The following is a 21,302-nucleotide window of genomic DNA, read 5'->3' as shown; positions in this document are numbered from 1 at the left end:
GCACTCCCTCCGCCCTCGTCGTCATACCCCCGGCGTGGCCTCGCGCCGGGCCCGGCGCGCCACGCCCCACCGCTCCCGTCTGCGCTTCCCTGCCGCCGCACGCTAGAACGGGGAGCCCAGCAATCGCCGCACGCGATCGATGGCATGCGAGGAACGGCCCCCCGCGTCCTCCCGTAGGGCGCTCCCCATCTCGTCTGCTGCCCTCCGGCAGTGCTCGGCGATGGCCTGCCGCTTGGCCTGGTCCAGGTAGGCGTCGAGCTGCCCTCCGCTCAGGCCGGGATCGCCGCAGGACGAGCCCACGGCGCCCGAGATCGCGAGCAGCACATCACGAAGCCCCTGCGCGAAGCTCGTGGGCTTCTGCCCGAGGGATCGCAGCGCCATGACCTCCAGGTGGAAGGACTTCAGTCCAATGGACTTGTTGACGTTCCAGACCTTGAGCGCCTTGACGAGATTCGCAGCGACGCCATCCGTCATACGGTTCTTCTCCCTGACGAGCTCCTCGTGCTTGATCGGATCCGTATAGATCCACCTCTTCGCCAGCACGTCCGGGATACGGAACCCGCCCTGACGCCGCTCCAGCACGGGGACGACATCCAGGCCGAAATCCACGAAGCACAGCCCGACCGAACGGCGCTGCACCCGCGTGGCCACGTCCGGGTAATCGCGGGCGAGCCCGGCGCACAGATCCCGCAGGAGATCATCGATCGCCGGCTCCTCGGGGCCGGTTCGGTTCAGCACGACCATCCGATCGACATCGTGTAGCGGAGGAATCGACGTCCCGCGAGCGTGCGAACCGATCGGAACGATCTTCATCGGCTTCCAGTTACGCTGGATGAGCTCGATGAAGCGTGCCGTTCGCTCGCTAACCTGCTGAATTTGCCCCTGCGAAGGACTCAGGCGTTTCAGAAAATCCGTAAAAGCGTCGTTCAACGTTGCCATGGTCACTCTCCTGTTGAGCCGTATCTCCCCCACGATTTGCTGAGACGATCAAGCGATCTCATCCTCGCCGCCGAGCTGATGCGCAGTGGATTCGGCGCCCTCGGCAAGGACGTATTCCAGAAGGATCTGGGCAGGCCGCCGGGGACGGCGCTCAACCTTCCCGGCTCGGCCGGCGGATGGCCGCGATCTTCTTGCCGTCGCGCTGCCCCTCGACCCCGACGGGCGCGTCCGGTCCCGCAGCGCGCAATGCCGCCTCGAGCCCTTCCTCCTCTATCTTCACGTCCTTCCTGTTGCGCTCCTCCAGCTGCCGGCCGGCCGCGCCGATGAAGTAAAGCGTCAACCGGTTCTTCTGGTCGCGAGCGAGCCAGGCAAGCCCATTCTGCCACGCACCGGCGCTCGACGGCGTCGGCGCAGCTTCCGGGTGGGCCGCCGTTTTCTTCGGAGCGTCGACGGAGCCCATCTCGAACCGCGCGGCAAGCGCCTGCTGCTCAGGATTGGCATCTCTCTTCAGCCAGTCACGCCAGCAGGCGCCGTCCTTGTCGTAGAGCTCCCGCAGCGCTCGCCTCACGTCGTCGCGCAGCGCTTCGTCCGCGGAAATCCGCTGAATCTCCTCGAAGATCTGCCGTGCGTTCGACTTGCCCCTGAACGTCCCTACCAGCTCGCTCAGCCGGCGCCGCCTCGCTTCGATGCGCTTCTTCTCCTGCTCGCGCCGCTCCCGCTCGGCCTCCTCCCTCGCCTCCCGCTCGCGCTGCCGCGGGGACTTGTCGAGGCTCATCCGCCCGTACCCCGCGGCCGTCTTGGCGCCGATCCCATCGTGATTGAAACCCACATCGAGCCAGTCGAACGCCGCCTCGACCCATTCCTCGGGTCCGGTGAGCGCGATCAGGAACGCGCCCCTCGCCGTCAGAAAGGCCACCGGATTCGGCTCGTCGTGGTCCGCCGGCGGACTTCCGTCTCCCTGGTAATAACCGCGGTGATGCACGGTCATCGTATCGAGATCGAGCGGCAGCTGGCTTCCTTCCGGGATCCACCACGCGTCGTGGAATACGACGCAGCCGCTCTCGGTCGTGTCGCCGAACAGCAAGCGGTGGTCTTCCCCCTGAAGCATGTTCGTGCGCTCGTCCGGCTTCTGCCAGGCAGGCACGCCGGCTCCGTGGGCCGCTGCGCTGGCCAGCCCCTTGAGCGCGCTGCCGGGGATGTACGGGACACCCCACGTGTGGAGCAGCGCGATGTTCGTCTCCCGCGCCGCGGCCGCGCCGAGGTTCACCACGAGCCGCCCTTTCGCCGTCGCGCACCGCAGCTGCGTCGCGCCACGCTCGACGCCGCCGGTGAGCTGCTCGAGCCGCGATCTCCTCTGCGCGAACGCGCGCGGGTAGCCCTCGGGCACCTTGATCCGCACCGCCTGCTCCAGCAACGCGCGGAGCGCCTCCTTGCCCGGCTCGACGCCGGACGATCTCTCCGGGGCCGGGGGGTCAGGCCAGACAAGCATCTTGTCCAGCAAGAGGCCCGCGTGTTGCACATTGACGCCGCGGACCTTCCTCAGCGCTTCCCGGCGCCCATCACTCGCTGTCATCGTCCTGCTCCCCCGCCTCGATGCCGAGCTCCCCCTGCACGAGCCGCCGGTACCAATCCACGCAGGCGAGCGCCTCGCGTGTCAGCGCGAGGTATCTCGGCAGCTCGGCACGGCGGACGGCGTCGAGCAGCGCCGCGCCGCCCTTGATGCTCGGGTCGATGTGCTTCAGCTGGTCCGCCAGGTGTTCCAGCACGAGCTTCTGCTCGGGCGGCTTGCGCGACGACACGAAGTGCAGCGCCTGACTCAGCCCCGCCGACCGCACGAGCGCCGGCAGCCGGTGCACCATGCCGCCGTACCTCTTCCGCTGCTTCTCGTCGGGCAAGGCCTTGACCGCGGTGATGTGCTCGTGGGCCAGGAGCGCGCGTTGTTGATCCAGGGACGGCATGTCTCACCCCACCATCGTCATGCGGCAGAGCCCTCGCCCCACCGTCGCCTTGCCGCCGAGCTGCACCATGCCGCCTCCGGCGAGCCCCTGCACATGGCCGAGCAGCTCCTTGGCCTCATAGCGATCCGCGCCTCCCTCGCGCACGGGCTTCGGCTGCTTCACCGGCGTGGCGAGGACGAGCCCCGCGAGGATCGTCTCCACGGGCAGAGCCTCCTCGGTCCACAACGCGCCCTTCACGACCGTCTTCTTGTCCGCGTCGAGGCGGACCCGTGTCGTGATCTCGAGGCACGTTTGAAGCAGGAGCGACATGACATCATCGTGCACCACGCAAACGCGTGCGACGAAGTGACTGCGGTCTTCCGCGGCAACATCGCCCGCTCCCCAGATCACCGTCGCCAGCGCCCCGGCGAAGCGCTCGAGCTCCTCGCTCACGGTGGACTGGAGATCGTAGTCCTCGAACACGACCTTGCCCCCGAGATCGTCGAGCCGGAGAGCGCCTCCCGTCACGATCGCTTGGCCCTCGTCCGGCGCGATCGCCGGCGGCGCGAGGTCGACGCGTCCCGCCTCCCGCGCGTCGCGCCCGAAGCGCCGCAGGACGTACGGCGAGGTCACCCACGCGAACGTCCCGCGCGCGCTCCGCACCGGCAAGAACAGCAGCGTCGCGTCCGCGATCTGCACGCTGCCGGCATGCTCGCTGGCATTGGCAGTATCGGGCCCGAACACCGCCCTGTGCAGCCCCGCATCGGCGCTCGCTGCGCTGCGGAGCACGCCTTTCAGCGTCGAGCCCGGGATCAGCGGGATGCCGGTCGGCTTCTCGCGGGCGATGGGCAGGTCGATGCCGCCCACCGACTCTCCCGTGCCGCAGTGGACGGGCGAGAGCGCATGGATCAACAGGAGGTTGATGGATTCACTCATTGAAGATCTCCAGGAAGCGGTCGAGAGGGTCGGTAACGTTGGCGCCCATCGGAGACGTCTTGCGGGCCTCCTCGGCGGACAGCGCGCGCTTCACTCGCCATCGGTCACGCTCCCGCTTTCCACGCAGCTCGAGCTCGTCCGGTATACGCGGCTCGAGCAAGAAGGCGATCGCCTCGATTCCGGCGGGCCCCCGGTGCGGGCGGAGGACGAGCGGCGAGCTCCATCGGCTGTGCCCGCGCGGGACCAGCGTCGTCTGCGCTGGCTCACCGCTCTTCTCGTCCTTGAAATGGAAAATGATGGGCAAGCCGAACGCGGCGCGCGGAAACGCGTGCGCCGGGTGCTCGGGCCTGTGATTCGGATGTGCGCGCCCGGTGAGCCGCCGGATCTCGTCAGGCTCGGGCCAGAAGGAGCGACCTGCCTTCCTCGTGCCGCCGCTTCTTCGACCCATGGCGCCCTGCCGAAGCTCGCGCAGCTTGCCGAGGAGGAACTTCTGGGCTGACAGGCCGCTCTGCCAGCTTGGCTCGCGGTGAACGATGAGCGTTCGCGCGGCCTCCGGCCATGCCGACAGGTGAGGCCATGGCACGTCGACCCCGCGAACATGGGACGCCCATTCCTCCGCAATCGAGAGCTTCGGCGCGGAGCCAGGCTGTACCTCCAGGATAGCTCCGAATCCACGCCGCGTGCGCGCGCCCAGCCCGCCGAGGTGAGCGAAGGCCCAGAGCGCCGCCGCCATATCGGGTAGGACACGACTCGGATAGCGGAAGCGCACCTGCCATGGACCGGAGAACTGGTGCAATACGCCGTGCGTGCTTCCAGCTCCAGCCCCGGCATCCGCACGGAGCGGGAAGGCTCCGTACGCGATCTCCTCCATCCCGCGCACGGCGTCGAATTTACCCGCCAGCACCTCCATCGGCGTATACGTCGCCGGTTGCGCGACGACTTCCACGGTCAACCGGCTCGGCTCCGTCGTCGACCCGAAGACCGCGTCCTCCGCCGCGCGCAGCGCCTCGACCGTCGTGCATCTGCCCGGATTGCACGCCCGCCACCAGAACCGGAGCTGTCCTCGGATCGAGGCCGCCCGGATCGGCGTCACCGGGTCGGCGCGCTTGTGCTGGCCCTCGACCCTCACCCCACCGCCGAAGACCGGCGTGAGGAACTCGTAGGTGCGCACCTCGTCGATGATGCCGGGCGCCGTTCGTTCCTTCAGCACCGCCGACGGCGCTCGTTCCGGCCCTTTCCTCATGTTGCGCCTCCCTCCTCCAGCACATTGCCGATCGCCGCGATCCCGAACCCGTCGCGCCGGTCCTCCTCCGCGTCGCTCGTCGCCTGGGCCCACGCCCGCTCGACCCAGGCGCGCCGCGCAGCCTGCGGCCCCGAGAGCTCCAGCCAGTACACGCTGCCCGCCGGCGCCGCGCGCCTCACCCGCTTCGGTTGCTGCTTCGCGAGGTCCCATCCCGAGACCGCGAGCGGCCGCCCCACGCACGCCGCCACGAGCCGCACGCATGTCACGCCCGCGCCCGGCCCGAGCGGCGTCCGCTCCGACAGGCTCGGCCGCCAGCCGTCCTGGAAGAGGCCCGGCGTGAGCAGCACCACCCGGACCTGAGACCGCGCAGCTCCGAGACTCGCTCCTTGCAGCACCGCCTCGGGCGCCTCCGGCAGAGGCTGAGTCGCCCTCGCCCAGCGCACCAGCCGGCGTTTCCCCCCCATCGGCGCCAGGCCCGCGTGCAACGAACCGATCTTCGCCGCCGCCGCATCGTCCACTTCCACGACCAGCGCGAGCGGTGCGCGCGTCCTCGGATGCACGAAGCGCAGGCCTTCGACCTCGAACAGCATGCCGTCCTCGGCCGTCTCGTGCGCACCTACCTGAACATGGAGCCGGCTCTCGCTCGGCAGCGCGTCGATCGCGCCCCGGAGGAGATCTTCCGCTTCCTTGCCCTCGCGCGGCCCCGGCCGAACGAGCCATCGTGCGAAGGCGTCCCAGCGGAGGAAGGCCGGTGGATCTTGCGGTTTGCAGCCGCTCTCGTGCCGCCGCGCCGACACGGGCGAGAGGTCGCCGGGCAGGCCCTCGTCCATCACGGCCGATGCAGCGCGCGGCGCGGGCGCGAGCACGTCGAGGATCCGTCGCTCCCCCTCGCCGAGCAGCGCGAGGTCCGCTGGCGCCGGCGCATAGAACGTCCCCGTGTCCGGCTCGACCAGCCACGGCCCCCGCACCGCCACGGCGCGAAGCGCCGCGAGCTCGTCCGCGCTCGTCCTCGCGAACACCCCGTCAGGCCCGAGCCCGAGCCGCGTCCGCACCGCGCCCGCGAGCGTCGACGGCAGCGGGAACGCGCGCGTCGCGCTCTCGCTGCGCGCCTGGTTCGGCCGCCCATCGCGCACCACCAGCGGATCGCGCGGCTCGATCATCCACGTGCTCATCCCTTCGCCTCCTTCGCCGCGCGCGCGAAGACCCGCGCCACCGCCACCTCGCGGCCCAGCGCGGGGCCGTCGATCTCGCCCTTCTCGATCCAGCATCCAAGCTCTTCCAGGACCGCGCGCTCGATGTCCTTGCGGCCAAGGATCCGCCGCGCCTCCGCGCGCTGCACGGCACGCGCCTTGTCCAGCGCACCGCCGTCGAGCCCCACGATCAGCCGATCCAGCGCCGCGAGCTCCTCGATCATGGTCCCTGGCAGCTCGCCCTCGACCTGCAGCTCGGCGATGCGCTGGAGCCGCGGCACCAGCGCGTCCCAGCGGTCACATACCGTCAACGGCTCTCCGGAGCGCTTGTGCACGGCGACCGCGAGCGCGTCCTTCCCGTTCCGCGCCTTGGCTCGCCGCTCCGCCGCGCGCGCCGCCCCGAGCCCCACCTCGAGCGGGCTCCACGCGTGGACCACCGCGAGCCCGGCCGACAGGGACGGCGAGCGCCCGGAGACGGCCCACGGCGCGAGCTCCTCCCGGAATGCCTGCGCCACGCGCAGCGCCGCCGTGAGGGCCGTGTGCAGCGGCAACAGCGCCAGCACGTCGTCGCCGCCCGCGTAGAGGAGCGCGCCCTCGCCCGCCTGCACCAAGGCGGGCACGCGCGCTCGCGCGAAGCGCGCCAGCGTCGCGGAGAACGCCCGCTGCGCGCCGGGCGTCTCGATCGTCGCGATGAGCTGACCCATCGAGTCGCCGTCTGCGACCAGGATAGCGTAATAGGCGCTGGGCTCGTCACGCCCGGCGGACCTGAGCAGCGCGCGGCGCCTCTCCTCCACGCCTCGCCGCACCGCCTCGCTCGCGCCCGCGTCGTCGAGCGCCTCGCGCACGCGGCCCGGATACAGGACGCCGCCGTCGACCTTCCCCAGCAGGTTCGAGCGGAGCGGCAGCGGCGCGTCCTGGAACTCGCCGAGCACCCGCGCGTCCTCCAGGGCGGCCCGGTAGTCACGCCATGCGCGCCGGATCGCCTCCTGCCGCGCCTGCTCCTGATCCAGTCCGCGCAGGAAGGGCAGCGTCGAGAGATGGTTGGTGCTGGGGATGCGCTGGGCTTCGTCGTTCTCGTGTCGGCCGAAGCGCTTGAGCAGGCCGACGCCGCAGAGCCGCTCGCTGCCATGCACCTCGTAGAGACGACGCCGCTCCTCCGGACCGAGCGCGGCCGGGCGCACACGGCCCGTCATCGGTCTATCGTAGATGCGCTCATCGAGGACCGAGTCGCGCAGGCCGTCGAGCGACGACTTCGGCACGCCGTCTCTGGCCCATGCGGGCTGGCGGAAAGCGCGCGTCCGCCTGCGCGCGTCGAGGAGGCGCGCGGCCTCAGCGCGCGCCGCGGGCAACCCGCCGTCGAGCGGCACGGCGACCCAGCTCGTCTCGAACAGCTCCGCGACCTGGGCGCGCGCGGTCTGCTCGTGGAAGTGCTCGGCGCGCCGCGGGTCGCCCTTGCCAACGCGCCTGAAGACCTCGACGGTCCATCGCTCGCGCGCCTGCTCGAACGCGCGAGCGCCTGCGCGCCCCACCTCGACCGGATCCCGGGCCTCGGGCACGAGCGCGAGCACCTTGTTCGCGACCGTGAGGTCCGACGAGGGCGCGAGCTCCTCGATCGACGCGGGCGCAGGAAACAGCAGCGCTTCGTGGCCAGCGGGTCCGATGGCCTCGGCGATGCCACGCGCCACGGCCTTGCTGAGGGCGGCGACGAGCCACGAACCGAACCACAGGTCGTGGCAGCGCCGCGCTCGCGAGATGAACTCCTGCAAGCTCTCGTGCGCCGGCCCCAGGGAGACGACCAGCAGGTGTACAGGCATCGGACCTCCGTCGTGGGTGCTCATGAATACGAAACCATCGCTGCGATCAACCGCTCATGATCCATGGAGCGAGCTTGTCCCTGTGCTCGTCAACCAGGAAAGCCATGGCTTCCTGGATCGGGTCGCGGGAGTAGCTCTTCACGGCCTCCACGAGATCGCCCGGCTCGAACCGCGGACGCCGGGCCTGCCTGACCAGGTGCCCACCGATGGCACAGAACAGCTCTGTATCGGGCAGCGCGCGGGTGACCATCTTCTCGTAGCGTTCCGTGTCGAGCTTACCCGCCAGGGGCGCCAGCTCGACGGCCAGCGGCGGGCGCAGCATCTCATCGACGTGCGCCGGTTCCCAGATGGTTGCCGCGCGCGCGAGCTGTAGATGCCACATGAGGTATCGGCGCAGGCGACGCTCGGCGAGCCGTGTCATCTTCATCCCAGGCTGATCCATGATGTCGAACGACGAGATGCCATGGAGCACCATGTCCAGCCAGCGCTGAAGTCGAGCGCGTACCTCGTCACGAGCCACGTCACCGCCCCTGGCGAGATCCATCTTCATGAGCGCCCGGACCGCGAACGCATCCGCCGCATAGTCGACCTGCTCGAGCACGACGCCGGCGCCGCCCACGGCGGAGTAGTTCGTGCTCCGGAGTGCTTGCCAGTCGTGGAGTAGCTCGTGGACGATGAGCAGCTTCGCAAAATCCTTCTGATCGGGCGGGGCGCTATTGCGGAGCGCATGAAGGATGCCTGCACCGAGGGTATAGTGGCCCTCGATGACTCGCAGCCTGAACCCGTCGTCGCGCTTCGCATCGGTCGCTTGCTCAAGCCGGGTCAGGCGGTCGATGAACCGCTGCCGCTCGCGCTCCGACAGCACGTCGTCCGGCAGGTGCTCGGCTTTCATGTTTCTCTTCAAATCCGCGATCCCAGCGGCCATCGCATCGAGCACCTTCCGGCGCTGGTTCTCGTGTTCCGCACCCTGGGGGATCTCGGGCCTGCTCTCGGTTGCGAACGGGAGCGTGTAGACGCGCTCGTACGCAGGGTGCCGGTACTCCGTGAGCCAGATGTCTTTGCCGAGGACGGTCGGGTTGAGGGCGCGACCGACCGCGAAAGCGACCTGCGCCGGTCCCCCCACGAAGAGCGAAAGGCCCGAGCGGCGCCGGTAGCGCGCGGGAGCCCGTGACAGGAACTGAGTCAGCTGCAGAACGAGCGTGGAGATGTTGTCCGGCGAGACGAGCAGCGCCTGCGCGGAGCGAAGCCTGATGACCCCGGCCACGCTGTCGCCCTCGTTGACGATGAAGTCCTCGAAGACGTCCTCCGACGGGTTCCTGCCGGCCGTGTCGAGGTAGATGCCGACGCGTCCCGGTCTGGACACCTCCTCCACGGGCAGGCCGGCCACCTGCTCGAGCAGGGGCGGGCCCTCCACCTTGGCAGCTTCCATGGGGAAGTGCTCCCACGGCCCCCCGCCGGGCGCTTGGTTCAGGACCACCTGCGTGCCCCCGAATTTGGAGAGCAGGTAGCCCAGGTGGACGAAGACCGCGAGCGGGCCACGCCCGCCGATGAAGATGACCGTGGGATTCGTCTTCTCGTCACGGATCTTCTGCACCTCGCTCATGACCTGCTCCACCGCACGCCCGATGCCCGGCCAGTCGATGGGTGACGTGTCAGGGGGAGGCGAGAGCCGGGGCGCGCCGAGCTTGGTCAGGCGAAGGACCTGGAGCCCCTCGCGCTCGGCCGGGAGCGCGTCCCGAAGCTCCTCGATGCTCGCAGAAGGGTAGAGATCTACCGCGATCAGTATCTGGATATCGTTCTTGGCCATGACGGTTGACTCCTCAGCAGCCGCTCTACCGGCGTTGGATTGCTCTACGGGCGGTTCAAAGTGCCTCCCGACAGCACCATGAACCAGTCTCCCTCAACGTCGAGATAAGATCCATCGGATGAACTGCGCGATTGACTCGCGCGACGCTCCATGCATGCACACTCCGGGTGCCCACGATGACGAAATAAAGGGCGTCACCATCGAACGCATCCGTCCGAAGGCGACGGATCCAGTCGTCCACGTCGATCGATGATGGCTCCGGTATCGGTTCTGGATGCGTGTGCCACTCGCCGAGGTAGACGCACGTGCCACGGCTCGCCTTCCAGACCTCGTCGATCCGGCGCTGGTGACCCTCTTGCTCACGTCGGAACGCGAAGCGGGACCGATGGTCCCCACGCATCGGCTCCGTGACTTCATCCACCACGAGGTCCGAGGAGTCGAGCAAATGTCGGCCGAGGAGCACCCCCCCGGCCTCTCGATCCTTCGGGGCCACCTGGCGATACCGGGCGAGGCGCTCGATGACGGCGTGGTCGAGCTTCAACCGTTTGCCGTCGTAGGTCTTGAACACGAGGCCGCTGTTCATGATGTGCGCCCGCACACGATGCAGTTATCCCGCGCGTAACCGAGCCGCCCGTCGTGCAACTCCATCTCGCCGAGCTCGTGCCGATCCGACGTATGGAAGCCAGCCGCGCGGAAGGCATCGCCGTCGCCTTTCCACGAGAGGAGGGGGTGTCCGACCCCACGCCCTTGCATGAAGTCGAGCGCCATTCTCGCAGCGAGCTCGGCCGTGCGCGCCGCGTCGAGATCAGCATAGGGTGTGTACATCGTGGCGCATCCCGAGACGTCCTTCGCGAAGTGCTGGTCTGGCGCGGCGAAGTCGGCACGATTGTGCCGCTCTTCGTCACGAAACGGCGAACTGAACAGGCACTCGAAGCAGCCCCGAGCGTCCGCGCGACGGGTGTTCGCGAGCAGCGCATGCCCGCCGATGCCGTGAGGCTCGAGCCAGGCGAACAGCAGCGCGGGGGCGCATGCCGCCCGGCACATCTGCCCGTTCACATACAGGCCTATGGTGGGATCTCCGGCCGCATAGACGAGAAGATCAACGTTACCGATCTCGAGCTCCCGGCTCTGGAGCACCTGCTCGATCCGCTTGCGGTGGAGGTCGATCCGGACGTAGGGCACCTTGCCTGCGATCTCCCCCTTCAGCGCATCGACCTTGGGAGTTCCAATGGCGCTATGTCCGAGCACATGGCGGAACGTGTTCTCGGCTGTAAGTTTATCGGGATCGATCAAGCTCAGGTGCCCGACCCCGGCCCTCGCGAGCAGGAGCGCGAGGTGCCCTCCCACGGCGCCGCAGCCGGCCAGCGCCACCCGCTTCTTCGACAGGTGGAGCGCTCCGCCGCTACGGGCCGTGATGACCGCGCGGTCTCGACGCTCGAGGGCGATAGAGCGGACAGGTCGCCGTGTCGTGCCGCCAAGGAACGGACTCCCGCCGGTGACTTCATGGTATTCGAGGGCGATGAGGCCCTTGCCGCCTCTCGGGCGCGGCACACTGACGGTGACGAGGGTTCGCGGGTAGTTCCTCACGCCCAGGCGTTCGAGCTCCTTTCGGTTCTCGCGGGAGAGATGTCTCAGGACGAACGAGCGCGTCCACTCCTGCGACATGAGCTGGCGCGGGTTGAACCGCTCCTCCAGCACAGTGTTCGAGAGGGGCACATAATGCGCCGTCCACAGCGGCAGCCCGATGGCTCTCCTACCGTTCCAGAACGCGCGCATCTCTGCGGAGGAGTCCGCGACGAAGACAGGTTTCCCCCTGGACGATCGACCGACCTCGATACGCCTGAGCCTGTCGTCCGGCTCGACATAACAAGGCAATGGATCAGCGCCGGCGAGCTGCCTCCAGTACGCCTCGATCTCGTCCACGAAATCCAGCCAATTGCCGCCGGATAGGCCGTCGATGACCGTCTGGGTGGCGGCGTCGAGAGCCTCCTCGAGGATCTGGAGCGGTGCTCGGCAATTGAGGAGGAGCCCTTCGCTCGGCCGGTAGCAGATCCGGCCGTCCTCCTCGACGTGTGGGATCGCGCCCGGAGGGTCGGGCAGCGTGACGAATATCTGGGGGAGGACGAGCGGAAACCGGGCGCAAAGGCCCACGCGCAGCGGGATGCGGCGGCCGCCGAGCTCGATGTTTCCCTCGACGGCCACCTCGAGATTGCGCGCTCTCCCCCAGCCGAGCTCATCGTGGCGAAGCACGCGCGCATGCCCGAGCCTGCCGCTCGCGGCAAGCGCCTCCAGAAGCTCGTTCCGCTCGTCCGCGCCGATCACGGGGCCGTCACGCCGAGTTGCCGGACGAGATGATGGCACGATCGCGCTTCTGCGCAGTGTCGCTCTTCTCGGGGACGTGGAAGTCCTCACCGAGGTGCTCCCGGAGCTCCTTGCACGCGGTGTGTGGATCCACGTCCTCCTGGGCCTTCCTGAGCGCAGCGAGGAGCATCTCGAGGCGCTCCTTGAAGCTGCGCATGCTCGCCCCCGACATGTTGTCGCACAGGTCGGAGTGCGGCGAGATCGGGAGCGCGATGCTGAGCCGCTGAACGAACTGCTGCTCGCCGTCGCTCCAGACGGGCTGGAACCTGCTCAGCATTCCGGCCACGAGGTTGCTCAGCGCTTCCAGATCGTCGTACTTCGTCACGTTCGCGAAGGCGTCATGCCGCTTGGACAGGCGGAGCCAGTGGTAGGCGGCGACCGTCAACGCGATGCCCTTCGGGGCGGCCCTGCCGAAGCTCGAGAATCGGAGGTCCTTCCAGCGCTTCAGCGCGCGGACAATGCGACGGAACTGCTGCGCATCCTCTCCGGAATGCGCGCTGGTGATGAGGTTCTGGAGCTCCTGCGCGTTCGACAGATCCCAGAAGCGTTCACTCGCGCTCGACTCGAGCTTGCCCTTGGCTACGTAGTCCTTGCCGTCCCCGTTTCTCGCGCCGCTCGAGTAGACCACGAGATCGACGTGATAGATATCCTCCCCGTGCTCCTGATAGTACACGGTCACGCACGAGCGGCGCACGACGACCTTCTTCGTGTGCTTTTCGAGCGCGTTGTGGACCCACGCCTTGGCGACGACGGGATCCGGGTAGTCCGCCGTCGACAGATCGAAGCGCAAGCCGACGTCGATGTCGAAGTCGCCGTTGACGGGCTTCACGCCGATGTTCATCGCGTAGCTACCCTGGTTGAATGCCTCGTACGAGGGGATCTCTGTGCCCTCCTGGCGCTGCCGCTTGATCCCCTCGCTCAGCCGGCGGAGAACGCGCTCGCGCTTCTCGACGAGGATCGCCTTCTCATCGTCGCGCTCGAACCGGATCGCCTCGTCGAACTGCACGAAATATTTCTGAATGTCTGCCACGATGTCTACCTCCAGGAACAGCTCCGCGGGAGCGCAGGGTCACGGGCACTCCGGCAGCGAGAGCAGGTTATTCGGCTGCTCTCCGTCGGATTTCGTCTTCAGGTACTCATGCCCGAGGGCGGACCTGCCGACGATGACGTCTACGCGGTGCCCTTCGGGGCGCTCGACGTAGTAGCTGCAAGTTCTGTTATTGATGTTCCTGATCGCATCCTCCTGCGTGTCCTTCCAGGGCTTGCCTTCAGGGGTGGTCCCCCCGACGAGGCGGATGCGCTCGTGCGCATTGGTACGGTCACTCTTCCTGACGCAGCGGATGCGCTTGTCCTGAGCCATGCCTGATTCTCCCGAAGAAAAGGTGACCCTCGTGGGGCGCATCTCACGCGCGTTCCACCTCGTTCACCGTCGCTGATGAGGAAGACGCCGTTCCGGGGAAGATCGATCGCCGGTGCCGTCGATTTTGTCGACGGCGCATCCCGCTCGGCTACCGCAGGCTGTCCAGCTGGCCGATCACCTCCTGCATCGTCGGCCTCGTCGACGGTACCTTGTTCAACATCCGGCCGACGAGCTCGCGCAGCGCTGGAGGTGTTTGCTGACCGAGCCGACTTATCGGCGGGCGCTCGAACAGGTGGAGCGCCATGAGGTCCTTCGGCTCCTCGGCGACGAACGGCAGGCGGCCTCCCAGCATCTGGAACAAAAGCACGCCGAGGGAGTACACATCCGCCTGCGCGCCGGCGGTCTTGGCCTTGATCCACTGCTCGGGTGCCATGTAGTCCCAGGTCCCGAGCAGCGCGCTCCCGCCGGTCGAGACGTGGCCTACGGCGATCTGCTCGGCGCGCGCTTCGGACGGCACCTTGGCGAGCCCCAGATCGGCGAGCCGGGCCTGCGCCGCGTCGAGCTCGTGGGCGTCCAGCAGCACGTTGGCCGGCTTCAAGTCGCGGTGGACGATCCCGCGGCCGTGTAACGCGAGCAGCGCGCTCGCGATCTGGGACCCGAGACGCACCGCCGTCCTCGACGGCAAGGCGCCATCCGCATCGACAAGCGCGCGCGCGAGGTGGGTCGGCAGCCGTTCCAGGATCATGTAAGGCGATCCCGACGGCAGCATCCCGGAGGCGAGCAGGTGCACCACATGGGGGTGCTGGATGCTCCGGAGGACGCTCGCCTCGTTTCGGAACCGGTTCACGATCTCGTGGTCGGCGCACCACGCCTCGTGCAGGACCTTCACCGCTACCGGCTGCGCGGTGCCGTCGGCGCGAGCCTCGTAGACATGACATATCGCCCCGATGGCCAGGACGCTCACCACCTCGTAGCCCTCGATCCTCACGCCTGGCGCCAGCATCAACGCTCCCCACTTTCCTCTTCCCCGAGGTTCGCCGGCCGCAGCGCCTCGATCCGTTCGACCCACTCGAGCATGGGTCGGAGCTCCGCGGCGCAGGAGGTGTGCTCGGTGATGAACGCGCCGGCATCGACGCGCTCTCCGGCATCACGCCGTCGCAGGTACGATAGCAACGCGGCCCTGGCGTACTCCTTCGGCTGGGTCGCGCGAGGAGCGCCATGCGCCGCCGAGGCTGGCGCCGCAGCGCTCGTCACGCTCTCCTGCAGCACCTCGATTCCTCGCTGCAGGAGACCGCGGATCGCCGCATCAGTCTTTCCCATGCACCGCGCGACCTCGGAAACGGAGAGGCCGCTCAGGTGGCGGAGATAGATCGCCGTCTTCTGCTGCTCCGGGAGCTCGAAGATGCGACCGAACACCTGCCGCCACTGCTCCTCGTCCGCGACGGCCTGACTCGGGCTCAGCTGAGGCACGAAGTGCTCCTCCTCGTCGAGCGACACCTCGCCGGCCCTGTCCCGCTTCTTGCGCGCGGCGGCGCGGAAGGACTGGATCGTGCAGGTCTCCACGATGCTCTCCAGCCAGGACAGCCACTCGGCTGCCGTCGCCCCCTTGAAGGAACAGATGGCACGAGAGGCCCTGTCCGACGTCTCCTGGACGATGTCGGACGGGCGGGTGATATCCGGCTGCTTCCTCCTCAGCCGGCGCGACGCCCACTCCTCGAGGAGCGGCGCGGACCACTTGAGCAGCCGCATCATCGCGGCCTGATCCCCCGCTCGCGCGCGCGCGATGAGCTCCTCCAGAGGAACGACTTCCTGGCTCATAGAACAATGCGACCCATCGTACGCCGCTGGGCGGGTACTGCAAGGCCGGGCCGTGGGTAGAGGCCCCGCGCCGGGAGCCCGCCATCGTCGAAGAACGCGACGCGCACCAACCAGGAGCCGACTCCGGGGCACGGGCGCACGGGGGGCGCTGTCAGGTTGCTCTGCCCGGACGACGTTGGCCCCGGAGGGCGGGAGATGGGTGCCGATCATGGAACGAACGCGGAAGCGCGCCTCGATCCGGATGGATGCCGTTCCGCGGAAGATCGATCGCGGACCGATCACTTTTTCTGCCAGCTCACGGACAGGCCAGACGATGGAACCGGACGTCCTCGGGATCCCGCGTCACAAATCTGTGAACCAATTTACATCTTCGTGCATGCGCTTCTGCGGCGCGCTCCCCGCCGCCTCGGATCCCCGCCAGCGCCTCCACGCCCAGCAGGCTCTGGCACAGCAGCAACCCGTACTCCTTGTGGGTCGGGTCCCCGAGGAGCAACGTCTCGCCGGTGCCGGCGGCCTGCGCATAGAGGCGCGACGCCTCGGCTATCTGCATCTCGTCCGCGCGCACGGCGGCGAGCGCGGCGTCGAGCTTGCCCAGGATCCAGAGGGAGAACGCGTTTCCTGGTTCAGCCTGAACCTGCTCTTCCTGGGTCCTCCGTGCCTGCTCGATGTGCGCGGCCGCCGCGCGCAGGTCTCCGCTCCTGCGCATCGCTTCCCCCAGGAGGCCCGATGTGTGCGCGAGCAATGCCAGGTTGTACCTCCTTGTGTCTTCATTCGGCTCGTCGAGCTGCTGGAGCAGCGCGATGGCCCTTCGGTACAACGCCGCGGCGGCAGGGGTGTCGCGGCGATCGAGCTCGACGTCGGCCTGCTCCGAGTAGCTCGTCGCGAGCGTTCGTCTGTAGTCATCGGTCTCGATGACCTGCAGCATCATCAGCTCGGCCACGGAACGCTCGAGCTCCGCGCGCGCGCTCTCGAGCCGCCCGCTCGCAAGCTCCAGCTTCCCTCGCTTCGAGTAGTTGAGCGCAAGCCTGAGGCGCAGGTTGTCGGACGAAGGCGCGATCGCGAGCCCGAACCGGATGCGGCTCTCCGCCGCGGAGACGAACGCGTACGACTCGGACAGGCTCCCGTTCAGCCGAGCAAAATCGCTGCGCCGTTGCTTCGTCTTCACCACGGCGTCGATGACCGCGAGGTCGTTCTTCTCCTCGTCGCTGAGCGAGGACAGATTGCTGTCGAGGTTGGCGAGGAGCCTCGATCGGATATCCGACGTGTAGAGCAGCCTGCCGAGCCTCCAGTCCAGCGATGCGACCTCCTTTGTCGCGTGGAGGATGCTTTCTCGGTTGACCTCCGCACGTTCGCGTTCTCGCCATGCCCACAGCGATGTTGCGGCCATGAGCAGCACGATGGCGCCGAGCACGAGAGCGAGCATCCGCCGCCCCCGGAGCCGCCGCCGCTCGAGCCTCTCCGCCTTCCCGACGAACGTACGCGCGCGCTCGCTGGCCATCCGCAAGAGCCGCTCCGGGTTGCGTGCGGCGCCGATCTTCCCGCGGTAGTGATCCAGCAGCGAGCCTGCTGGCAAACCGTCATCCGGCCTCCCCGATTGTTCCCACGCGTGCGCCGCCACCTCGAGATCGGCATACCGCTCGAGCAGCGCGCGCTCGGCCTCGATCCACCCCACGATGGCCGGGACCCGCTGCAGCAACGCCTCGTGCACCAGGTCGACGCGCTGCCGGGACGGCTCCGCCGGAGGATCTGCTGCCATCACGAGGAGCCGCAGGTTCTCGGAGTCCCCCGTGGAGCGCCCGACCGGCATGCCAGAGAGGCGCATGAGCACCTCCTCCGCCAGCGCGTCGTCCCCCGCAGCGGCGAGGACTTCCTCGCGGGTCCTCGGGCGTCGGGTATCCGGGGCGCCGCGGCCCACTTGAACGAGATCGAGGAGGATCCATTTGGCCCGCTCCCTCCCCTGCTCGCCGAGGCCATCGAGAAGCAGCGCGGCGTGCCGCGCCAGCGCGCCGCTGACCCCGCCGATCTGCTCGTAAGGTTCGTGGGTCAACTCGCCCGCTGCGCGCGACGACCAAAGACTGCGAAGCGTGTGTCCCAGGAGCGGCAGCCGGCCGTCCGTCCCGGCGGCGTCGCGCACCATGCGCTCGGGCAACCCATCGGAGAGCCGGAGCCCGGCCCGCGCTGCCATGCCGCGGATCACCTGCGCGAGCGCCGCTTCGTCCATCGGCCCGAGGTGATAGCGGAGCGCCTTGCTGTTCAGCAGGCGCGCCAGGCCGGGCATCTGCTCCAGCCGATGGAGGTAATCGCTCCGCAGGGTCGTCAGCAGCCGGAGCGGGGATCGTTCGTCCGCGAGGCTCCTCGACAGCAGCGCATCGACATGGCGCACGTGAGCGCCGCCCAGCGCGAACAGCTCCTCGAGCTGCTCCACCACGAGCAGCAGCCTCGCGCCCGCGGGGACACAGCGCGAGAGGAGCGCGTCGAGCGCGTCCGCGTCCGAGCGCAGCGCGCTCTCGACCTCTACCGTGGATCCAGCAGGATCGTGCGCCGCACACACCGGCGCGATGGCGGCCGCGAGGCTCTTGATCGGGTCATCGGACGGCCGGAGCGTCGCGACGACCCACGGCGCTGCGACCGGAGGTCGCTCCGCCAGCCGCGGCAGGAGCCCGGCCTGCACGAGCGATGATTTCCCGGCGCCGCTGGGCCCCTCGATCAGGAGCCAGCGCCTGGTCTCTCCATCGCGCATCTCCTCGAGGTGTTCCAGGAGCTCTCGTGTCTCGGCGTCGCGCCCGAAGAACAGCTCGGCCTGGGCCTCCGTGAACGGCTGCAATCCCGGGAAGGGGCACTCGTTCTTCTCGCTCGCCCACGGCCGCGCGAGCATGTCCCGGCAGCGGATCATCGTGGGGCGCTGATCGGGCGCCTTGGCCAGCATCGAGGCGACGAAGGCGCTCAGCGGGGGAGGCACCGTGGGCACGAGCTCCTCCAGGTGCGGGGGCTCGGCGTGCACGTGGTAATAGAGGAGCTCGACGTCCTCGGTCGAGACGAACGGCGGTCTCCCCGCGATGAGCTCGAACAGCACCACGCCGAGGGCGTAGACATCGGCCCGATCCGTGACCTCCGCGGCGTTCTTGCACTGCTCGGGCGCCATGTACGCCGAGGTCCCCAGGAAATTGTGGGCGGCGGTCTGCACGTGCGTGTCCGCGCGCTCCTCGCCCGCCGGCGGCGGCATCTTGGCGATCCCGAAGTCGACGATCTTCGGCTGGAGGCCGAGCGGGCTCGCCCCGTCCGGCACGAGGAGGACGTTCTCGGGTTTGAGGTCGCGATGCACGATCTGTCTCGCGTGGACCTCGACCATGGCGTCGGCGAGCTGCCGGCAGATCGCCAGCGCGGCGTCGAGCGGCGCCGGCCCGTCCTGCCGCTGCATCCACGCGCGGAGCGTGGCCCCGTCGAGGAACTCCATCACGAGGTAGGCGATGCCGTCCTCGTGCTTGTCGCAGTTGTGGATCCGCACGACGCCCGGGTGATGGATCTGGGCGAGGGCGCGCGACTCCTGGACGAAGCGCGCCACGAGCTGGGGATCTCCGGCCGACTCCTGCGAGAGGACCTTGAGCGCCACCTCCTGGCCCATGTGCTGGTGGACCGCGAGGAAGACGCGCCCGGCGCCGCCGCGACCGATCGGCCGGAGGAGTCGATACGGACCGAACCTGTCGTCGGGGAGGTCCATCGTCTGGTGGGCCACTCTACCTGATGGGCGTCCGGCAGCACCAGCGCCCGGCCGCGAGGGGCGCGCGCTTGCCGCCGCGCTTCGGTGGCTGCAAGCTGGCGAGGAGATCACCTCGAGGGAAGGACGAATGAGCCTCAGCGCTGCTGGAGCCGCGCTCCAGGGACACGATTATCAGCATCTTTTTGCCTGGTATCACGCTCTCCGGACGTTGAACCCGGCCGAAGAGGTCACCGGGGTGGAGATCGAGGCGAAGAACGCCGGCAATGTCGATGACGTCGTGGTGCGCCGCCGTGGGTTCCCCGACGAGTTTTATCAGGTGAAGTACTCGGTGGACGGCCGTCACCCGATCGACCAGGCCTGGTGGGTCACACCGGCGACCAGCAAGGGCAAGAGCCCATTACAGAGGTTCTGGGGCAGCTGGCAGACGCTGTCGCGGGACGGGCACCGGCCGCACATGGGCCTCTACACGAACCGGCCGCTCGACGTCTCCGATCCGGTGCTGGCCCTGCAGGACGGGCGCACCGGCACCCTCGGCCCGAGGCTGCGGCTGGCGACGTCGAGCTCGAAGGCTGGGCGGGGGCGGAAGCGCTGGGCTACCCACCTTGGCGTCGCGGAGACCGATCTGCTGGAGATGCTCGATTATCTCGTCCTGCTCACGGGCCAGTCGGGGTGGGCGGGTCTTGCCACGAGCGTCTCGGATCGCATGGCTGCGGTGGGGCTGAGGAGCGATGAGCTCGCGGTGGAGCAGGGGGTCCAGGCGATCCGTGCGTGGGTGACGGGGGCACGCCGCGAGGAGGTGGACCGGCAGGCGCTGGCCGCAGAGATCGCGCGCCGCGGCCTGCACGGCGAGGCCCGGCAGGCGACCGTCGTGGTGCAGGCCATCGATCGCGATCCCTGGGCGGCCGGGGCGACGGTCAACCTCGACTGGGTTGATCGTTTCGAGGGGGACCACCCCCGCGCGCGCCGGCAGCTCCGCGATCCGGGGGACTGGAACGGGCGCCTGCTCCCCGAGCTGGAGGGTGCCGAGCGGACCCTCCGTGCGCTCGGTTTTGACCGGGTGCTTGTGCGCGGCCACATGCGGTTGCCGGCGTGGTTCGCGGCGGGCGTCGCGTTCGGCGACACGCGCAACGTCCGGGTGGCCTGCGTGCAGGGCGGCCAGCGCTGGGGAAGCGAGGTGACGCCAGGCGATTTCCCGGTCCACGTCGGCTCCCCCGTGGCGCTCGGGGCGGGGAACGAGCTGGCGGTGGGGCTCAGCGTGACAAACGACCTCTCCGAGGACGTGCTCGGCTACCTGCGAGGCAGCGCGCTTCCGGTCGGGCGCTTCATCACGATCGCGGCCGCGCCGGCGCCGAGCCGGACGGCGATCCCGGACGCCGCGAGGGCGATGGGCTGGGCGCTCGCGGTGCGGCAGGTGGTGCGCGATCAGGTGCGCGCGACGGGGGCGCGCAGGGTTCACCTGTTCCTGTCAGGGCCGGCGGGAGGAGCGCTGCTCCTGGGGCACCTCTGGAATCGGATACCGAGCACCCAGCTGTACGAGGATCTGAGCCCGGGCTACGCGCCTGCGTTCCTCATCCCGGGCTGAGCCGGACGGCGCCGCCCGGTCACGGTCGCGCTCGGGCGGGGCTGGATCCGGAGGATTCGTCGATCACGCGAGGCAACGCCGTCGAATCTCGAGAGCTTGATCCACGAGCGCAATCGCAGCCGCGCGGACGATCTCGAGACGACCGATGCGCGACAGATAAAGGAGGGGCGTCGTGTCAGCGATGACGATCACGAGGAGGATCCGAGCTCTTGCCTGAAATCTTCGCGATCATAATCGATCGCATCGATGCCATGCGCCGCGGCCTCCCGCAGGAACGCGTCGATCCCGATCCCGACGATCTGCGCTGCGCGCGCGCGCGTCATGCGCCCCTGACGCACCTCGTCCAGCGCCCCGAGCAAGCGCAGCCGTCTGGCCAGGGCATCGATCGGCTCACTGCCCGCGTCCGGCGGAAGATCGACGCTCACGGTGATGTGCGACTGGGCCATGGCTAGGCCGCAAGCATACGCCGCCCCGGGGCGGTCCGCGAGCGGCCGAGCTCCGTCGCGGTCCGGGAGTTTCCGTCGCGGCGCGCCGCCGCCGGGCGCGCCGCGGCTCGCTCCGGGCGCCATCCGCCTGGCTGGAGGGCTCGGGCTGCGA

At 68.9% G+C, this 21,302-nt stretch carries 18 protein-coding genes; 1 reads left to right on the top strand and 17 read right to left on the bottom strand.

The features are described 5' to 3' along the window. Positions 1–102: 102 nt before the first annotated feature. From WME75_RS01855 to WME75_RS01785, 15 genes are all read right to left on the bottom strand, one after another. The gene (locus tag WME75_RS01855; protein ID WP_437485792.1) at positions 103–939 is read right to left on the bottom strand and encodes an SMODS domain-containing nucleotidyltransferase; all 837 of its coding nucleotides are present in this window, start codon (positions 937–939) and stop codon (positions 103–105) included. A gap of 151 nt (positions 940–1,090) precedes the next feature. Further along, positions 1,091–2,569, bottom strand: a complete 1,479-nt coding sequence (cmr6, locus tag WME75_RS01850; RefSeq protein WP_437494726.1) for a type III-B CRISPR module RAMP protein Cmr6 — start codon at positions 2,567–2,569, stop codon at positions 1,091–1,093. After that, entirely contained in the window at positions 2,499–2,897 is a 399-nt protein-coding gene (gene cmr5, locus WME75_RS01845) for a type III-B CRISPR module-associated protein Cmr5 (RefSeq protein WP_437485790.1), read from the bottom strand. The genes cmr6 and cmr5 overlap by 71 nt, the downstream gene beginning before the upstream one ends. 3 nt (positions 2,898–2,900) lie before the next feature. After that, positions 2,901–3,812 (bottom strand): type III-B CRISPR module RAMP protein Cmr4, encoded by a 912-nt coding sequence (gene cmr4 / locus WME75_RS01840; RefSeq protein ID WP_437485788.1) that lies wholly within the window; start codon positions 3,810–3,812, stop codon positions 2,901–2,903. Beyond that, on the bottom strand, positions 3,805–5,055 hold the full coding sequence (gene cmr1 / locus WME75_RS01835; RefSeq protein WP_437485786.1) for a type III-B CRISPR module RAMP protein Cmr1: 1,251 nt from the start codon (positions 5,053–5,055) through the stop codon (positions 3,805–3,807). Before cmr1 ends, cmr4 begins: the two co-directional genes overlap by 8 nt. Beyond that, positions 5,052–6,227 (bottom strand): type III-B CRISPR module-associated Cmr3 family protein, encoded by a 1,176-nt coding sequence (locus WME75_RS01830; protein WP_437485784.1) that lies wholly within the window; start codon positions 6,225–6,227, stop codon positions 5,052–5,054. The genes cmr1 and WME75_RS01830 overlap by 4 nt, the downstream gene beginning before the upstream one ends. Beyond that, positions 6,224–8,059: a type III-B CRISPR-associated protein Cas10/Cmr2 gene (gene cas10 / locus WME75_RS01825; RefSeq protein ID WP_437485782.1), complete on the bottom strand. Its 1,836-nt coding sequence runs from the start codon at positions 8,057–8,059 to the stop codon at positions 6,224–6,226. Before cas10 ends, WME75_RS01830 begins: the two co-directional genes overlap by 4 nt. Positions 8,060–8,105: 46 nt before the next feature. Beyond that, the gene (locus WME75_RS01820; RefSeq protein WP_437485780.1) at positions 8,106–9,866 is read right to left on the bottom strand and encodes an SAVED domain-containing protein; all 1,761 of its coding nucleotides are present in this window, start codon (positions 9,864–9,866) and stop codon (positions 8,106–8,108) included. 55 nt (positions 9,867–9,921) lie between these two features. Next, on the bottom strand, positions 9,922–10,449 hold the full coding sequence (locus WME75_RS01815; RefSeq protein ID WP_437485778.1) for a Mov34/MPN/PAD-1 family protein: 528 nt from the start codon (positions 10,447–10,449) through the stop codon (positions 9,922–9,924). After that, positions 10,446–12,188 (bottom strand): ThiF family adenylyltransferase, encoded by a 1,743-nt coding sequence (locus tag WME75_RS01810; RefSeq protein WP_437485776.1) that lies wholly within the window; start codon positions 12,186–12,188, stop codon positions 10,446–10,448. Before WME75_RS01810 ends, WME75_RS01815 begins: the two co-directional genes overlap by 4 nt. A 7-nt stretch (positions 12,189–12,195) precedes the next feature. Further along, positions 12,196–13,257, bottom strand: coding sequence for a cyclic GMP-AMP synthase DncV-like nucleotidyltransferase (locus WME75_RS01805; RefSeq protein WP_437485774.1), 1,062 nt, complete (start codon positions 13,255–13,257; stop codon positions 12,196–12,198). Positions 13,258–13,296: 39 nt separating this feature from the next. Next, the gene (locus WME75_RS01800; RefSeq protein WP_437485772.1) at positions 13,297–13,587 is read right to left on the bottom strand and encodes a DUF3892 domain-containing protein; all 291 of its coding nucleotides are present in this window, start codon (positions 13,585–13,587) and stop codon (positions 13,297–13,299) included. Between the two features lie 148 nt (positions 13,588–13,735). Beyond that, the gene (locus WME75_RS01795; RefSeq protein ID WP_437494724.1) at positions 13,736–14,590 is read right to left on the bottom strand and encodes a serine/threonine-protein kinase; all 855 of its coding nucleotides are present in this window, start codon (positions 14,588–14,590) and stop codon (positions 13,736–13,738) included. Next, a complete protein-coding gene (locus WME75_RS01790; protein ID WP_437485770.1) occupies positions 14,590–15,405 on the bottom strand; it encodes a sigma-70 family RNA polymerase sigma factor in 816 nt (271 codons plus the stop codon). Before WME75_RS01790 ends, WME75_RS01795 begins: the two co-directional genes overlap by 1 nt. A gap of 295 nt (positions 15,406–15,700) precedes the next feature. After that, positions 15,701–19,123 (bottom strand): nSTAND1 domain-containing NTPase, encoded by a 3,423-nt coding sequence (locus tag WME75_RS01785; protein WP_437485768.1) that lies wholly within the window; start codon positions 19,121–19,123, stop codon positions 15,701–15,703. A 208-nt stretch (positions 19,124–19,331) separates the two neighbouring features. Here WME75_RS01785 and WME75_RS01780 point away from each other — a divergent pair, with 208 nt between their 5' ends. Continuing rightward, positions 19,332–20,705, top strand: coding sequence for an SAVED domain-containing protein (locus WME75_RS01780; protein ID WP_437485766.1), 1,374 nt, complete (start codon positions 19,332–19,334; stop codon positions 20,703–20,705). 63 nt (positions 20,706–20,768) lie between these two features. Here the strand turns inward: WME75_RS01780 and WME75_RS01775 are convergent, their stop codons facing one another. Beyond that, positions 20,769–20,897 (bottom strand): hypothetical protein, encoded by a 129-nt coding sequence (locus WME75_RS01775; RefSeq protein ID WP_437485764.1) that lies wholly within the window; start codon positions 20,895–20,897, stop codon positions 20,769–20,771. Then, entirely contained in the window at positions 20,894–21,151 is a 258-nt protein-coding gene (locus tag WME75_RS01770) for a UPF0175 family protein (RefSeq protein ID WP_437485762.1), read from the bottom strand. The genes WME75_RS01775 and WME75_RS01770 overlap by 4 nt, the downstream gene beginning before the upstream one ends. Positions 21,152–21,302 lie beyond the last annotated feature (151 nt).

This window comes from Sorangium sp. So ce1014 (assembly GCF_051521505.1).
GTDB lineage: Bacteria > Myxococcota_A > Polyangia > Polyangiales > Polyangiaceae > Sorangium.
Note: the sequence above shows the minus strand (reverse complement) of the source record. Positions and strands in the feature narration are given on the sequence as shown.

Coding starts and splice junctions, on each gene's coding strand:
- WME75_RS01855 (WP_437485792.1), bottom strand. CDS start 939: ATGGCAACGTTGAACGACGCTTTTACGGATTTTCTGAAACGCCTGAGT.
- cmr5 (WP_437485790.1), bottom strand. CDS start 2,897: ATGCCGTCCCTGGATCAACAACGCGCGCTCCTGGCCCACGAGCACATC.
- cmr4 (WP_437485788.1), bottom strand. CDS start 3,812: ATGAGTGAATCCATCAACCTCCTGTTGATCCATGCGCTCTCGCCCGTC.
- cmr1 (WP_437485786.1), bottom strand. CDS start 5,055: ATGAGGAAAGGGCCGGAACGAGCGCCGTCGGCGGTGCTGAAGGAACGA.
- WME75_RS01830 (WP_437485784.1), bottom strand. CDS start 6,227: ATGAGCACGTGGATGATCGAGCCGCGCGATCCGCTGGTGGTGCGCGAT.
- cas10 (WP_437485782.1), bottom strand. CDS start 8,059: ATGCCTGTACACCTGCTGGTCGTCTCCCTGGGGCCGGCGCACGAGAGC.
- WME75_RS01820 (WP_437485780.1), bottom strand. CDS start 9,866: ATGGCCAAGAACGATATCCAGATACTGATCGCGGTAGATCTCTACCCT.
- WME75_RS01815 (WP_437485778.1), bottom strand. CDS start 10,449: ATGAACAGCGGCCTCGTGTTCAAGACCTACGACGGCAAACGGTTGAAG.
- WME75_RS01800 (WP_437485772.1), bottom strand. CDS start 13,587: ATGGCTCAGGACAAGCGCATCCGCTGCGTCAGGAAGAGTGACCGTACC.
- WME75_RS01795 (WP_437494724.1), bottom strand. CDS start 14,590: ATGCTGGCGCCAGGCGTGAGGATCGAGGGCTACGAGGTGGTGAGCGTC.
- WME75_RS01790 (WP_437485770.1), bottom strand. CDS start 15,405: ATGAGCCAGGAAGTCGTTCCTCTGGAGGAGCTCATCGCGCGCGCGCGA.
- WME75_RS01785 (WP_437485768.1), bottom strand. CDS start 19,123: ATGGACCTCCCCGACGACAGGTTCGGTCCGTATCGACTCCTCCGGCCG.
- WME75_RS01770 (WP_437485762.1), bottom strand. CDS start 21,151: ATGGCCCAGTCGCACATCACCGTGAGCGTCGATCTTCCGCCGGACGCG.